Source organism: Bartonella sp. AC130YNZD (assembly GCF_042196865.1).
Lineage (GTDB): Bacteria > Pseudomonadota > Alphaproteobacteria > Rhizobiales > Rhizobiaceae > Bartonella.
This window is the reverse complement of the sequence record NZ_JBHIQZ010000007.1, coordinates 74,753-90,635: the sequence shown is the minus strand read 5'-3', so window position 1 is coordinate 90,635 and position 15,883 is coordinate 74,753. Positions and strand designations below refer to the sequence as shown.

The 15,883-nt window shown below is 38.0% G+C and carries 13 protein-coding genes, 1 other RNA gene and 1 pseudogene; 11 read left to right on the top strand and 4 right to left on the bottom strand.

The window, feature by feature from the left end:
• Nucleotides 1-75: 75 nt before the first annotated feature.
• Complete coding sequence (locus tag ACFINU_RS04550) at nucleotides 76-585, bottom strand: dihydrofolate reductase (RefSeq protein WP_375618243.1); 510 nt, start codon at nucleotides 583-585, stop codon at nucleotides 76-78.
• Nucleotides 582-1,376 carry a thymidylate synthase gene (locus ACFINU_RS04545; RefSeq protein ID WP_375618242.1) on the bottom strand — a complete coding sequence of 265 codons (795 nt, stop codon included), beginning with the start codon at nucleotides 1,374-1,376 and terminating at the stop codon, nucleotides 582-584. The genes ACFINU_RS04550 and ACFINU_RS04545 overlap by 4 nt, the downstream gene beginning before the upstream one ends.
• 213 nt (nucleotides 1,377-1,589) lie before the next feature.
• Between ACFINU_RS04545 and ACFINU_RS04540 the strand changes: the two genes are divergently transcribed.
• The 3 genes from ACFINU_RS04540 (at nucleotide 1,590) to ACFINU_RS04530 (ending at nucleotide 7,122) form a co-directional block, all read left to right on the top strand.
• Entirely contained in the window at nucleotides 1,590-2,897 is a 1,308-nt protein-coding gene (locus tag ACFINU_RS04540; RefSeq protein ID WP_375618241.1) for an MFS family transporter, read from the top strand.
• Nucleotides 2,898-3,849: 952 nt separating this feature from the next.
• On the top strand, nucleotides 3,850-5,160 hold the full coding sequence (locus ACFINU_RS04535) for an MFS family transporter (protein WP_375618240.1): 1,311 nt from the start codon (nucleotides 3,850-3,852) through the stop codon (nucleotides 5,158-5,160).
• 654 nt (nucleotides 5,161-5,814) lie between these two features.
• Complete coding sequence (locus tag ACFINU_RS04530) at nucleotides 5,815-7,122, top strand: MFS transporter (protein WP_375618239.1); 1,308 nt, start codon at nucleotides 5,815-5,817, stop codon at nucleotides 7,120-7,122.
• Nucleotides 7,123-7,191: 69 nt separating this feature from the next.
• Here ACFINU_RS04530 and ACFINU_RS04525 read toward each other — a convergent pair whose 3' ends face one another.
• Complete coding sequence (locus ACFINU_RS04525; RefSeq protein ID WP_375618238.1) at nucleotides 7,192-7,497, bottom strand: DUF2853 family protein; 306 nt, start codon at nucleotides 7,495-7,497, stop codon at nucleotides 7,192-7,194.
• 98 nt (nucleotides 7,498-7,595) lie between these two features.
• On the opposite strand from ACFINU_RS04525, the gene ssrA reads away from it, so the two are divergent.
• The 5 genes from ssrA to ACFINU_RS04500 all read left to right on the top strand — a co-directional run bounded on the left by ssrA (nucleotide 7,596) and on the right by ACFINU_RS04500 (nucleotide 11,596).
• Nucleotides 7,596-7,952: a transfer-messenger RNA gene (gene ssrA / locus ACFINU_RS04520) on the top strand.
• Nucleotides 7,953-8,131: 179 nt separating this feature from the next.
• Complete coding sequence (locus tag ACFINU_RS04515) at nucleotides 8,132-8,683, top strand: SspB family protein (RefSeq protein WP_375618237.1); 552 nt, start codon at nucleotides 8,132-8,134, stop codon at nucleotides 8,681-8,683.
• A gap of 8 nt (nucleotides 8,684-8,691) precedes the next feature.
• Entirely contained in the window at nucleotides 8,692-8,874 is a 183-nt protein-coding gene (locus ACFINU_RS04510) for a DUF4169 family protein (RefSeq protein ID WP_375612011.1), read from the top strand.
• A 10-nt stretch (nucleotides 8,875-8,884) separates the two neighbouring features.
• The gene (locus ACFINU_RS04505; protein ID WP_273788067.1) at nucleotides 8,885-9,136 is read left to right on the top strand and encodes a ribbon-helix-helix domain-containing protein; all 252 of its coding nucleotides are present in this window, start codon (nucleotides 8,885-8,887) and stop codon (nucleotides 9,134-9,136) included.
• 120 nt (nucleotides 9,137-9,256) lie between these two features.
• Nucleotides 9,257-11,596: an ATP-dependent helicase gene (locus ACFINU_RS04500; RefSeq protein ID WP_375618236.1), complete on the top strand. Its 2,340-nt coding sequence runs from the start codon at nucleotides 9,257-9,259 to the stop codon at nucleotides 11,594-11,596.
• Between the two features lie 56 nt (nucleotides 11,597-11,652).
• Here ACFINU_RS04500 and ACFINU_RS04495 read toward each other — a convergent pair.
• Nucleotides 11,653-12,282: pseudogene (locus tag ACFINU_RS04495) on the bottom strand (DapH/DapD/GlmU-related protein).
• Between the two features lie 136 nt (nucleotides 12,283-12,418).
• Between ACFINU_RS04495 and ACFINU_RS04490 the strand changes: the two are divergent.
• Genes ACFINU_RS04490 through ACFINU_RS04480 form a run of 3 tightly spaced genes read left to right on the top strand, consistent with a single transcriptional unit; the run spans nucleotide 12,419 to nucleotide 15,747 of the window.
• On the top strand, nucleotides 12,419-13,000 hold the full coding sequence (locus ACFINU_RS04490) for an SCO family protein (RefSeq protein ID WP_375618235.1): 582 nt from the start codon (nucleotides 12,419-12,421) through the stop codon (nucleotides 12,998-13,000).
• 28 nt (nucleotides 13,001-13,028) lie between these two features.
• Entirely contained in the window at nucleotides 13,029-13,898 is an 870-nt protein-coding gene (locus ACFINU_RS04485) for a 50S ribosomal protein L11 methyltransferase (protein WP_375618234.1), read from the top strand.
• 22 nt (nucleotides 13,899-13,920) lie between these two features.
• On the top strand, nucleotides 13,921-15,747 hold the full coding sequence (locus tag ACFINU_RS04480) for an aminopeptidase P family protein (protein WP_375618233.1): 1,827 nt from the start codon (nucleotides 13,921-13,923) through the stop codon (nucleotides 15,745-15,747).
• Nucleotides 15,748-15,883: the final 136 nt, after the last annotated feature.

The window sequence follows — 15,883 nt, the reverse complement described above, 5'->3', positions numbered from 1 at the left end:
TGCTTGATCTTATAGGGTGTCTCTTACCTCATTACAATACAACTGATAAACCCTTCCACTTCATATTACAAAAAATTATTTCCGCTCATAAACAACAAAACGTGTCGGATGACTATCTTTATCCCCTTTTGGAATATCTTGTGTTTGCACAATAGTCCACTTTTCTTTATCAAAAACAGGAAAAAAACTATCACCTTCTATAGAAGCTAAAACTTCTGTAAGGAATATTTTATCAGCCATATGCAACCCTTGTTGAAAAATTTCACCCCCACCAATAATAAAAATTTCCTCTACATCATTTTGAGAAGCAACATTTGTTGCAAGAGAACAAGCTCGCGATAAAGAGTGAGCAACAACAGCCCCTTCAGCACAAAAGGTACAATCACGCGTAATGACGATATTTGTACGCTCTGGTAAAGGTCTCCCAATAGAATCCCAAGTTTTTCTTCCCATAATAATGGGCTTACGCAACGTCAAAGCTTTAAAGCGTTGTAAATCCGTCGATAAATGCCACGGCATTGCACCTTCACGACCGATAACACCATTTTCTGCAACAGCAGCAATTAAACAAATGGAAATCGTCATATTGCTACCGGCGCTTTAATATGGGGTTGTGCTTCATAATTAAGCAACTCAAAATCCTCAAATTGAAAAGAAAAAAGATCTGTTACCGCTGGATTTATGCGCATACATGGCAAAGCATTTGGTATACGAGACAATTGATATTTTGCCTGTTCAAAATGATTAGAATAAAGATGAGCATCTCCCAGAGTATGAATAAAATCGCCTATTTTAAGACCGCTTACTTGCGCAATCATCATCGTTAGCAATGCGTAGGATGCAATATTGAATGGAACACCTAAGAAAATATCCGCCGAACGCTGATAAAGTTGACAAGATAATTTCCCCTCCGCAATGTAAAATTGAAAAAGACAATGACACGGAGGCAACGCCATTTCCTCTATTAATGCAGGATTCCAAGCTGACACAATCAAGCGACGAGAATCTGGCGTTTCCTTAATCATCGTTAAAAGATTGTTAATTTGATCAATATGGCGTCCATCAGGAGCAGGCCAAGAACGCCACTGATAACCATAAACAGGACCAAGATTTCCCTTTTCATCAGCCCACTCGTCCCAAATTGACACACCGTGCTCTTTCAACCAAGCGATATTTGTATCACCTTTAAGAAACCACAAAAGTTCATAAATAATTGAACGTAAGTGTAGTTTCTTTGTTGTCAACAACGGAAATCCTGCTTGTAAATCAAAGCGCATCTGATACCCAAAAATAGATCGCGTTCCAACACCCGTTCGATCTGTCCGATCAATACCCTGATTTAAAACATGAGATAAAAGAGCAAGATATGATTTCATAGGGCTATTATGTCCGATTCTTCTCATTATAGAAAATAAAAACTGTAAAATCCGTACAAAGATAATTCAAATCTTTTTCCAAAAACATCTTACACAAGAAATTATCATGATCTGACTAAATTTTTGATGCAAAAGATAAAATACTATAGACAGCTTCTAAAAAAATGACATAAATGAACAAAGATGGATGAACATGAAATAAAGGGATCGACTATGGAAAAACAAGAAGCTTTAAAACCACATGATACAAGAAAACGTATCTGGGCTATCGTGTCCAGTGCATCAGGTAATCTAGTAGAATGGTATGACTTTTATGTTTATTCCTTTACATCTATTTATTTTGCATCACAATTCTTTCCCTCAGATGGCAATGACGTTACGCAACTTTTAAAAGCGGCGGGTGTTTTTGCTATTGGTTTTCTTATGCGCCCAATCGGCGGATGGCTTTTTGGCTTCATTGCCGATCGTTATGGACGCAAACGCTCAATGCTTATCTCTGTTTTTATGATGTGTGGTGGTTCGTTCTTAATCGCCCTACTTCCTACCTATGAAACCATTGGAGTGGCAGCAGGAATTCTTTTACTTTTACTCAGAATGCTTCAGGGGCTTTCTGTCGGTGGTGAATATGGTACAACAGCAACTTATATGAGCGAAATCGCCCTCAAAAATCGCCGAGGATTTTTTAGCTCTTTCCAATATACCACACTGATTGGTGGTCAACTTCTAGCCAGTCTCGTTATATTCATTTTAGCGCTTTATCTCACCGAAGATCAGCTAAAAGCGTGGGGCTGGCGTATTCCATTTGCCATTGGTGGATGTGGCGCAATTGTTGCGATTTATCTACGCCGCACACTCCATGAGACAACGACCAAAGAAAGTCGTTCTAGTGCACAAGCTGGTAGTATTAGGGGACTTCTGAGCAACCACCGAAAAGCTTTCTTTCTGGTTATTGGCTTTACAGCTGGAGGATCGCTCACATTCTACACCTATACGACTTACATGCAGAAATATCTGATCACAACCACTGGCTTTGATAAACATACAGCCACAACAATCATGACAGCTGCACTCTTTGTTTTCATGTTACTCCAACCCCTCTTTGGTGCTCTTGCAGATAAAATTGGAACAAGAACTTCACTCCTTATTTGGAGTGTCTTATCTATTATCTTTACCATTCCTGGACTTAATATGATTGGTAGTACTGATAGTACATGGATTGCTTTATCAGTCATTACTGGAATGCTCTGCATTATGAGCTTTTATACATCTATCTCTGGCATTGTAAAATCAGAAATGTTTCCCGCTTCAGTACGAGCAATAGGAGTTGGGCTCTCTTATGCTATTGCCAACGCACTGTTTGGCGGTTCTGCTGAATATGTTGCGCTTGGATTAAAAGATCTTGGATATGAATCTGTCTTCTATTTTTATATAACCGGCATGATGATTATTGCATTCATCGCTGTTCTCTTAATGCCAGATGCTCGCAAAAAAGGGTATTTACAAGGAGACGATATTCATTAACCTTTAATGTTAAAAAACAAGGATTTTAACAAAAAAGCCCAGTATTCTGGGCTTTTTTATATTCTTTCCGATAGAAGTTTAAAGCTCACAATTTTTTATCCCTTCAAACACTCTAAAGAAGCAATATTCCCTCCTGCACACGCCGCTTATAAAAATAAATGGCTTCATATTATTATGTAATAAATACTTCTTTTGCTGAATTTAATTCACTAAAGATAAAAAACGTTTGATTTATTTTAATATTCCTATTCCCACTCAAAGTCGAAGAAAAGTGATTAGCTTTCAAGAAATTTTATCAATAATAAAGATTACACTCATGATTTTGTTTAATACGTTCTTAATGGTACCCCTCATGCAACACAAATCCTTTCATGAAAAATAGAAAATACCATTATATTATGAATTCACACACTTTTTTGAGAAACATTTCTCAATGCACCCAACTCCATTTCACAACGGCACCCGTGAATGACATAACGTAAAAGCCCCGTAAAGTATAAACATGGGCACTACTCTCTTTACAATTAATAAAAGTGCAAGCCGCTATCATTATACTATTGACGAACTCTTAATATTGTACTCCCCCTTAACACTTAAGATCATTCCTAAAAAGTATTTTAACTGATACACCAACCTCGCATGCAATAGTCAATAACATCATTTTACGAAACAACATCAAGCATATAAACTAAAGAGTATCATATCTTCATAAACACTCTGCATATACAAATAATTCACAATCAAACAAAAAATAATATTTCCTTAAGGATAGTAAAAAGCTCATGATTTACGCAATATAACAACACCATAAGCCCAAAACACCACTGATAGCTCTAGAAAAAATCTTTATGTTTCCCTGAAAAATTATCATGATACAATGGCGTTTTTATAATGCACATCGTAAATAGCTTTAAAAAGAAGAAAAGTTATAAATCTAAAAGGGGAGTACTTCATGAATAATCAAACAACTTTAGATCCACATGATACAAGGAAACGTATTTTTGCTATCATATCCAGCGCATCAGGAAATCTGGTAGAATGGTACGACTTTTATGCTTACTCCTTTGCATCAGTTTATTTTGCATCACAATTTTTTCCTGAAGATGAAGATATTGTTACACAACTGTTAAAAACGGCAGGAATCTTTTTTATTGGCTTTCTTATGCGTCCAATTGGGGCATGGCTCTTTGGATACATTGCGGATCGTTATGGACGTAAACGCTCAATGCTTATTTCTGTTTTTATGATGTGTGGTGGCTCTTTTCTCATTGCCATACTTCCCACTTATAAAACCTTGGGAATAACAGCAGCATTTCTTCTCCTTTTAGTCCGTATGTTTCAAGGACTTTCCGTTGGCGGTGAATATGGTACAGCAGCAACTTATATGAGCGAAGTTGCACCGAAAAATCGTCGCGGGCTCTTTGCTTCTTTTCAATATGCAACAACGATCTCAGGTCAACTTCTCGCAAGTTTTATAATATTTATTTTAGCCCTTTACCTTACTGAAGATCAGTTAAAAGCGTGGGGATGGCGTATTCCTTTTGTCATTGGTGGCTTTGGAGCAATCGTTGCAATTTATCTGCGTAGTTTGCTCCATGAAACAACAACCCACAAAAGCCGCTCTGAAAAACATGCTGGTAGTCTTCGAGAACTTTTTCGCAATCATAAAAAAGCTTTCTTTTTGGTTGTTGGCTTTACAGCTGGTGGATCACTCACATTTTATACATACACCACTTATATGCAAAAATATCTGATCACAACCACGGGCTTTGATAAACAAACCGCAACAACAATAATGACTGCCGCCCTCTTTATTTTTGTGCTACTCCAACCCCTTTTTGGTTCCCTAGCCGATAAAATTGGAGCAAGAGCTTCACTCATTAGTTGGGGAGCATTATCCATTATCTGCACCATTCCTGTACTTAAAATGATCGGTAATGCCCATAATCCATGGACAGCACTCTTAATTATTATTGGAATACTCTGTGTTATGAGTTTTTATACGTCCATTGCTGGTATCATAAAAGCAGAATTGTTCCCTGCTTCAATCCGAGCAATTGGTGTTGGATTTGCTTTTGCCATTGGCAACGCACTCTTTGGCGGTTCTGCTGAATATGTAGCGCTTGGATTAAAAAATATGGGATACGAATCTGTTTTCTTTTTTTACATCGTTGGTATGATGGTCATTGCACTCATCTCCATTCTTCTTATGCCCGATATAGATAAAGGAGGATATCTCGATAAAGACGATAGACTTCATTAAACTTATTTTCTGGATAAAAAAAGCCCAAGAAATTGGGCTTTTTTTGATCTCCTCTCCACCCTAGTAAAGAACGAAAAGCCCGCCCCGCATTCGTCTTACAAACAACTCAGTTTCTCTTAAATTATCTATAGTTACTGCTCTCTTTATGTAATTTACTTGATAAGATTCTATGGGCAGCCCTACCCTAAATATTTATCACGATATCTAAAAAACACCTCATACGGAAAACCTTATCTGAGGCTTACATCACCCTCCTAAATGATGATGTGTTATGATACAATAAGACAAGTAAGGACACAAAATCCCCTTTTACATTACTTAAGCTTTTTGAAATATTTTCAGTTTTGGGGCTTTCTGCTCATAAAGACCATCTCTTCTATGATCTTCCGGTATGATTCCAATAATTGCATTCTTCTCATAAAGTTTAAAGGTATCTTGATCTACTTTTCAATGTTTTCTCCCTTTAAATGCAATATGATAACTTTTTATTCTACAACACAAGTAAAAATCTTAAAACGAATGACAACATAACTCTAATAGATCATCTTAAAGAGTTTCCCTAAGAAATTGTTATAATACAATTGAATTTTTCTGGAAATCATAAACAATTATGTTTAGAAAACATGAACTATAAATCCAAAAGGGGAACAATTCATGAAAAATGAAACAACTTCAGCATCACAGGATGCAAGAAAACGTGTTTTTGCTATTATAGCAAGCGCATCAGGAAATCTCGTAGAATGGTATGATTTTTACGTTTACTCATTTGCATCAATTTATTTTGCATCACAATTCTTTCCCTCCAATGGTGATACGATTACGCCACTGTTAAAAACCGCGGGTGTGTTTTTTATTGGCTTTCTTATGCGCCCTATTGGAGCTTGGTTTTTAGGGTTTGTCGCCGATCGTTATGGACGTAAACGCTCGATGCTTATATCCATTTTTATGATGTGTGGTGGCTCTTTTTTCATCGCCATACTTCCCACCTATGAAACCTTAGGAATAACATCAGCAATCCTTTTACTTTTAGCTCGGATGATGCAAGGACTTTCAGCAGGTGGTGAATATGGTACAGCAGCCACTTATATGAGCGAAGTTGCCCTCAAAAAACATCGTGGGCTTTTTGCTTCTTTCCAATCTGCCACCCTTATTACAGGTCAACTTCTTGCCAGCTTCATTATATTTATTCTAGCATCTTATCTCTCTGAAGATCAGTTAAAAGCATGGGGATGGCGCATTCCTTTTGTAATTGGTGGATTCGGGGCAGTGATTGCGATTTATCTGCGCCGTTCTCTCCACGAAACAACCACGAAAGAAAGCCGCTCTCACAAACACTCTGGCAGTCTTAAGGAACTACTCACCAAGCATACAAAAGCCGTTGTCGTAATTGCATGCTTTGCATCAGGAGGATCACTCACATTTTACACCTTTACGACTTATATGCAAAAATATCTGATCACAACCACCGGCTTTGATAAACATACCGCAACAACGATTATGACAGCTGTACTATTTATTTTCATCCTATTCCAACCCATAGCTGGTATCATAGCCGATAAAATTGGAACAAAAACTTTACTTATCATTTGGAGTATACTCTCTGTCATCTTTACATTTCCTGGACTCTGGATAATCGGTAATACGCATAATATATGGATTGCCTTTTCCGTCATTATTGGCTTGCTCTTCATTATGAGCATGTATACATCCATCTCTGGTGTCGTAAAATCAGCAATGTTTCCCTCTTCAATACGCGCATTAGGCGTTAGCATCTCTCATGCCATTGGTAACGCCTTATTTGGTGGTTCTGCTGAATACGTTGCGCTTGGATTAAAAAAGTACGGTCATGAATCACTCTTTTATTTTTATATAACCGTCGTGATGATCATGGCATTCATTGCTCTTCTTTTTGTCCCAAGTATGCATAAAGGAGGCTACCTCCAAGAGGATGAAAAACATTAATCCTTTTTATCAACGAAAAAGCCCAAGAAATTGGGCTTTTTTTTATCATTATCACAAATTTAATATTGTTTAAATTTTATGAAGTGCATTAAGTTGCTTAGCAACTAGATAATAAAAAGTCATACGACTTTTTCTACGCTCTCCAGACATCATCTCAGCCACTTTTGAAACAGCCATTTTAGCACTCTTCTCATCAGCTTCTAAAACATCTTGAACCCATTTTTCAACACGTTCTAACTCTTTTGGATCCGACGTAGCAACAAGCGCTGCATCCTGCTTTTTCATCACCAAAGCTAAACGACGGCTAAGTCGTTCTACTGCTGCTTCATCGGGATTTGAATCATATAGTTTAATATCTGCTAAATTATTTGTCATTTTGCATCATCTCCTCTCCAAAAATGAGCGGACTATACTTTACAGCCGCACCATATAGCTCCATAAATAATTAGAGGATTAAAAATATTAACAACCCCCCCCTTTTCCTAAGACTGTTCTTCATCTATATTTAGAGGGCTGGTTTACCAGCTATGGTAATAAATAGACGATGAAATAAACCTATTGGACCCGGGGGCGGTACCCGGCGCCTCCACCAAAATATAAGAAACCAAAGTTATATTTTGGTGGGGGCGAAATAGGATCGACAAGGGTGTAAAGATCGCTCTTTTACTCGGCATTGTACCACCGTTATCGGGCTAAATGAGTAGTTGCAAATGACAACTATGCGGAAGCACGTCTCGCCGCTTAAGGTGGTGTGAATGTTTCAATTTGAGCCTTAAACCGTCGCAGGTTTAAGCGGGGTTCGGAGGCACCTGGCAACAGAAGCCTTCACTTTTTTAAATGTTGTTGATTGATCTTTCAGACATTATCAGACATTATTTACCATAGAGTTTCGTATTTATTCGATTTATTGAGGTGCATCGTAGAAAAAATCTGCTAATTTAAAATATATTCTATCACACAATATCAATACGCCCCATTCTGCTACGTGAAATAAAAGGAATAAACTTCGATGGTTAAAGATCAAATCCGTTACGATATTCTCGTTCAGGATGCGCTTCGTGGAGTTATCCGTAAAGTTTTATCGGAAGTTGCCAAAGCTGGTCTTCCGGGAAATCATCATTTTTTTATAACTTTTTTGACAAATGCCCCAGGCGTTAAAATTTCTCCTCGGCTAAAAAATCGCTATCCCGAGCAAATGACAATCGTCTTACAACATCAATTTAGAGATCTCAGTGTTTCAGAAACAGCTTTCGAAGTAACTCTCTCTTTCAGGGAAATAACCGAAAAGCTCGTGATTCCTTTTACTTCCATTCAGGTCTTTTACGATCCTGTAGCAGCATTTGAAGCAGCATTTGATCTGCCCTCAAATCTGACCTCTGGAGAAAGTGAAAATTCAAAAAATACCTCAACTACGCCCATTACTTTATCAAACAAACAAAAAAAAGAAAATACGCTTACAAAAGAACAAAATCTCAGTACAAATAAAGAACCTTCAAATAACGATGCAAAACAAAGTCAAAGTGCTGACGTTGTCTCTTTAGATTCCTTTCGGAAAAAATAATTTTTCTCATGACTGAATTGATTAATCTTCGCCAATTTCGAAAACAAAAAAAACGTACAGAAAAATCTCTTTGTGCTGAGCAAAATCGTTATCGTTTTGGACGAACAAAAACTGAAAAAAATTTTGAGCAGCAAAAATCTTTAAAAATGCAAAAATTTCTTGATCAAAATCGTTTACGAAACGACGAATAAAGGTGGAAAAATGCACGAAAATAATTCTATCGATTGGTCAAAAGTCATTCCACGAAAGATATCTGTTCGCGTTGATGGACACGCAACAAGCGTCTCTTTAGAACCACCATTTTTAGATATTCTAAAAGATATAGCCCGCAAAAAAGGACAATCTTTAGCCTTTATTATCACCGATATTGATAGCAAAAGACCACAACAAGTAAATCTTTCGGCTTCGTTACGCGTTTATGCCCTTCAAAGCGTTCTCACCCAACGCCTTTAATGTTTGTGCTTATTTTTTTACGTTCTCTTTCTGTCTGTTCAACTGAAACTGTTGTGACTTTTTAAGAGAAGTTTTTTTAATCTAGAACTTCAATAAAAAAAAGACTACAAAAGAGAGATAATGAGTAATTTTTCTGATCACACCATACCTTTCTTTGAAGAAGATTCCCCTCCAGACCATGATAAGAAGAGCTCTGTTTTTTTCTCCCATACTCTAAAAGAACAAAAATCATATAACACAGATTATTTAGAACAACTCAATCCAGAACAGCAACAAGCTGTTATGAATACTGAGGGACCTCTTTTAGTTCTTGCAGGTGCTGGTACAGGAAAAACGCGCGTTTTAACAACCCGTATTTCTCACATTTTACGCTCTAGACTTGCCTCTCCTCAGCAAATACTTGCTGTCACTTTCACCAACAAAGCAGCACGTGAAATGAAAATACGTATTGGTGAACTTATTGGAGAAGTTGTTGAAGGTATGCCTTGGCTTGGAACCTTTCATTCCACTGGAGCTAAAATTTTACGCCGTCACGCAGAGCTTGTTGATTTAAAAAGAAACTTTACAATTCTCGATAGCGATGATGTTCTTCGACTTTTAAAACAACTTATTCAAGCTGAAGGATTAGACGATAAGCGTTGGCCCGCACGAAACCTTGCCATGATGATTGATTCTTGGAAAAATCAAGGACTTTCACCAACACATATCTCAAAAAGTGATGCTCATTCCTTTGGCAACGGCATGGGACGTGAACTTTATCACAGTTATCAAAATCGATTAAAAGATCTTAATGCTTGTGATTTTGGTGACCTTCTACTTCATTCTATCTCTATCTTCCAACATAATCCAGATATTCTTCGCGAATATCATTCTCAATTTCGTTATATTCTTGTCGATGAATATCAAGATACAAATACAGCACAATATCTTTGGCTTCGCCTTTTATCCCAACATCCTCAAGGTCAACATGTTAATCTTTGTTGTGTTGGTGATGATGATCAATCCATTTATGGATGGCGTGGTGCAAAAGTCGAAAATATATTACGTTTTGAAAAAGATTTTCCTTCTGCTAAAATTATTCGTCTAGAACGCAATTATCGCTCAACATCTCATATTCTTAAAACCGCCTCCCATCTCATTGCTCATAATGAAGAAAGACTGGGAAAAGTCCTTTTTTCTTCTCAAATAAAGAGTGAGGAAGAAAAGGTAAAAATTCATTCAGCATGGGATTCGGCAGAAGAAGCACGAGCAATCGGAGAAGAAATCGAACGCGCACAACAAACCGGTCATGCATTAAATCATATGGCTATATTGGTACGCGCATCATTTCAAATGCGTGAATTTGAAGATCGTTTTGTAACACTTGGCCTTAATTATCGCGTCATTGGTGGTCCTCGTTTTTATGAGCGAATGGAAATACGTGATGCCATGGCTTATTTACGCGTTATTGTCCAACCTACTGATGATTTAGCTTTTGAGCGTGTTATTAATACACCAAAACGCGGCATAGGAGATGCAACCCTGCGCATTCTTTATGAGAGTGCACGTGCACGTGCTGTTCCTCTCTTTTCTGCTGCCGCTGACATCATTGAAACAGATGAATTAAAGCCTAAGGCACGCAGTGCGTTACGAAGCCTTATTGAAAACTTCCGCCGCTGGCAAAATATGCTTCAAGACACTCCTCATAGAGAACTTGCCGAGATCGTCCTTGATGATTCTGGTTATACAACCATGTGGTTAGAAGATCGTTCACCAGAGGCTCCTACAAGATTAGAAAATCTTAAAGAAATGATTCGTTCCATGGAACAATTTGAAAATCTTCAAAGTTTTTTGGAACATGTTGCACTCGTTATGGAAACGGAAAATAATGAAAATATGGATGCAGTCAACATCATGACACTTCATTCAGCCAAAGGACTTGAATTTGAAACTGTTTTCCTTCCAGGTTGGGAAGAAGGACTCTTTCCCCACCAACGCTCATTAGATGAAGGTGGACGTTCAGGATTAGAAGAAGAACGGCGCCTTGCTTACGTAGGTCTAACAAGAGCAAAAAAACATTTGCATATATGGTTTGTATCGAATCGAAGAATTCATGGACTTTGGCAACCTGCTCTTCCCTCCCGTTTTCTAGATGAATTACCAGCAGAACATATAGAAGTTGTAGAAATGGAAACATCCTATGGTGGTTATGGAAAATCTTCCTTTCAACATCACGATTCCTTTTATAGTGACTATGCAACAGCAAGACAAAAGCGTGCACAAAAAAACAAGAATATTGAAGGGAAAGTTATCTCTCAATCAATCTCTCATGCACCATCAGATTTTTCTGTCAATGATCGGATTTTTCACATAAAATTTGGTTATGGTCATATTACAGCAATAGACGATCATAAATTGACAATAATGTTTGAAAAAGCCGGAGAAAAGCGTGTACTAAACAATTTTGTAAACAAAGCTTAATTACAAGCAAACCACGATCAGTTTTTTCAAGAAACCACTTTATTTTATTCTGAATGTCATTTCCATTTACGAACAAAGGCTTCAATGGGCAAATTTTGCATATCAGACAATGCGTTGTGAATTTTATCAAGCGGCCAATCTCACCAAGCCATATCTAAAAGGCATTCTATCACATTATTGGGAAAACGCATCCGCAACCGTTTAGCAGGCACCCCAACGACAATCATATAAGGCAAAACATCTTTCGTTACAACAGCGTTCGCGCCAATGATAGCGCCATGACCAATTGTCACCCCAGGCATAATAACCGCACCATGTCCAATCCACACATCATGCCCAATAATAACACGTTTTGCACAACGCCTTTCACGAAAACCACTATCTAATGCCATATAACGAAAATATTCGTTTGGACGATAGGTTATTTTATGCGTTGAAACGCGCTCCATAGGATGCTCCAGCGCATTCATCCGTACATGAGATGCAATAGAACAAAAACGCCCAATATCGCTATAAATAGCCTCACTATTACGCTCTAAATAAGAAAAATCTCCAACGGTTACATCCCGTAAAATCACCCGCTCATTAATTTCCACATAGCGCCCTAATTTACAACCATGCAGCCGCGCTGTCGTATGGATACGAGGCTCACTTTCATGAAATCGAAGATCTTTCTCAATATTCATACATCTTTCACCAATGTTTCATCAATAGATATGGAAAGACATACCAATCAAGCCAATAAAATCAACCATGAAACAAACATTGCAAAACAAACCTGCCGATGTTACAATTTCTCGATCTATCTAAGAGAGTCAAACTATGAAAAATGTAATACGCATCTTGGGGCTGACAATCATATTTCTTGCAGGTGTTTTTAGTTATGATACGCTGACAAATAAACCTTTAGGTGATAACTTTACTCTCACTGATTCTAATGGGAAAAATATTACTGAGGCTGATGTTCGAAGCAAGCCTTCAATAATTTTTTTCGGCTTCACTATGTGTCCTGAAAGCTGCCCTACCACACTGATGAATCTTGATCGATGGCTTACAGCCCTTGGGCCTGAAGCTGATAAATTAGGTATATGGTTTGTGACTGTTGATCCTGAACGTGACACACCAAAAGTACTCCATGATTATCTCAGTAATTTTAACAATAAAATTGTTGGCATTAGTGGAGATCCTGATAAAGTTCATAAAATGGTCAATTCTTTCAACATCGTTGCTGAAAAAGTCCCTGAAACAGATGGAAACTATACATATAACCATACAGCAGCAATTTTTTTACTCAAAAAAGGTGGAAAATTAGCTGGCGTTATCCGTTATGACACGAAAGAAAGCGATAGCGAATTAAAAGATGAAATCGCCATTGAACGGTTAAAAAAACTTATCTTAAACTAAAAAAAAGCCGATCAAAAGAAAGAACAGCATGTCGCAACAAATTCGCCTCTATTATACTGCTTCTAAAAATGAAGCAGAACGGTTCTATACCCTTATAGAAACAGCCTTTGACGAAGAAGGTTATCCTCTTGCTCTTACAGAGATAGATGAACAAAATGCTGTATATGAGCTTTCTCTATATATCGATCAAGACAATCAAGAGAATGCATTAAAACGTTTTGCCAAAATTCTTTCTATAGATTTTGATAAAATTAATATGGAAATTTTACCCAACATTGATTGGGTACAAAAAAGCCTAGAAGGACTAAAACCTGTGCAAGCCGGTCCTTTTTTCCTTCATGGAAGTCACAACCGAAACGCCATTCCAGCAAATGTTCTCCCTATTGAAATTGAAGCTAATCAAGCTTTTGGCACCGGACATCATGGAACAACAGCCGGTTGTTTAGAAATGATTGCCAAAGTCATGAAACACGAAAATCCCCAAAATGCCCTTGATCTTGGTACTGGGAGCGGTGTACTAGCCATTGGCATAGCAATGCTTAAACCAATTACTGTGCTTGCATCCGATATTGACCCAATTGCTATTCAAGTTGCACAACACAATATCGAATTCAATGGTGTCAATGAATATGTTACAGCTATTACAGCAACAGGTTTTGCCCATGATGCAATTGCATCACGAGCCCCTTTTGATCTCATTGTTGCCAATATCCTTGCTAATCCGCTTATTGAACTTGCGCAAGAAGTGGTAACGGCACTTCAAAAAGGGGGATCACTTATACTCTCTGGAATTCTTGAAGAACAACATGCCCATGTTTTGGAGACTTATATAAAACAAGGACTGAAGTATATCGAAACATACCTCCGGCAAGGATGGGTTACGATACACCTGAAATAAAATAAAAGAAAAGGACGTCGTTATGTATCAATCTTTTGAGGCGACAACAAATCCTGCTTATGCAGCAGAACGCATTTCTTGCCTTCGTAAAGAACTCGATCACCTTGGACTCGATGGTTTTCTTGTTCCGCGGTGCGATGAACACCAAGGAGAGTATGTCCCTCCTCATGCTCAACGCCTTAGCTGGTTAACCGGCTTTACTGGATCAGCTGGGATTGCACTGATTTTAAAAAACAAAGCCATCATATTTACAGATGGGCGATATAAGCTCCAAGTTCGCCAACAAACTGATCCTGATATTTTTAATTATGAAGATCTCATAACTTGTCCTCCCTCAGAATGGCTTGAAAAAAATGGTCAAAAACTTTCTATTGGCTTTGATCCATGGCTCCACACGATTGCTGCCACCGATGCATTAAAAAACGCATTAGAAATGAAAGCAGGTGGAAAACTTGTAGAAGTTCAACATAATCCCATTGATCTGCTCTGGCATGATCAACCAAAATTACCACAATCTGCCTTATCAATTCACCCTCTCAAATATGCTGGGTGCGATACAGATGAAAAACTCGCTTTGATTTACAAAGATATACAGCAAACTCATGCAAATGCTTTTATTTTTACAGACCCCTCTTCCATTGCATGGACATTCAATATACGGGGCAATGATGTTTCCAACACGCCTTTTTCCCTTTGTTTTGCTCTCATTCCACTTAACGAAACACCAGCTTTATTCATTGACAGCAAAAAACTTGGTGTAGAACAGAAACAATATCTAGAACGTTATGCAAAATTATATGAACCAGAACAGCTTATTCCCAAGATCAAAGAGTATGTTCAAAAAGGGACAGTGTTTGCCTTAGATCCACAGCTAACATGCGAAAAATTACGAACTGTTATTGAAGAAAAAAATAGCTCTTTTATCACACTTACCGATCCTGCTGCTCTACCACGTGCCGTTAAAAATGATACAGAACTCAATGGCGCACGCAAAGCGCATCTACGCGATGGTGTTGCCCTAACCCGTTTTTTTTCTTGGTTAGATAAACAAATACCAGGGTCAATAAGTGAAATTTCTGCTGCTCAAAAATTAGAAGAATTTCGCATAAATACAGCAAAAGAAATGGGAGAAAAACTTGAAGATCTTTCTTTTGATACAATCTCCGCAACAGGAGAAAATGGTGCCATTATTCATTATCGTGTAACAACGCAAACAAATAAACAACTCAAAGCCGGTGAACTTTACCTCGTTGATTCAGGTGGACAATATCGTGATGGCACGACTGATGTCACACGCACCGTAGCAATTGGGAATATTGGAGAAGAAGAAAAACGCTGTTTTACGCTTGTCCTCAAAGGCATGATTGCGCTTTCAACTATCAGATTTCCAAAAGGCACACGAGGACAAGACATTGATGCTCTTGCACGCATTGCATTGTGGAAAGCTGGTTTTGATTATGCCCATGGCACGGGTCATGGAGTTGGATCTTATCTTTCTGTCCATGAAGGACCGCAAAATATTTCTCGCAAAGGGTGCCAAGAACTCATCTCCGGTATGATTCTTTCAAACGAGCCAGGCTATTACCGCGAAAGCGCTTTTGGTATCCGTCTTGAAAATTTGATGATTGTGAAGCCAGCACAAAAAATTGATGGTGGAGATATAGAAATGCTCTCGTTCGAAACACTCACACTTTGCCCCATTGATCGACGGTTAATCCTTCCAGAGCTTTTGACACAAGAAGAACGGCAATGGCTCAATGATTACCATGCGCGCGTTTATCAGATGAATGCACCTTACTTGAACGAAGAAGATAAAAAATGGGCAAAAGAAGCAACAATGCCCCTTTAAATGAAGCAACGTATAACTTTTACTCTTTCTACAAAACACAGGATCTTCTCTTTTTAAGGGAAAAATATGTATCTGCATCAGAAAATACAAAAAATATTTCTACAAGATACTTCAAGTTTTTTGCTGGTACGGTAAA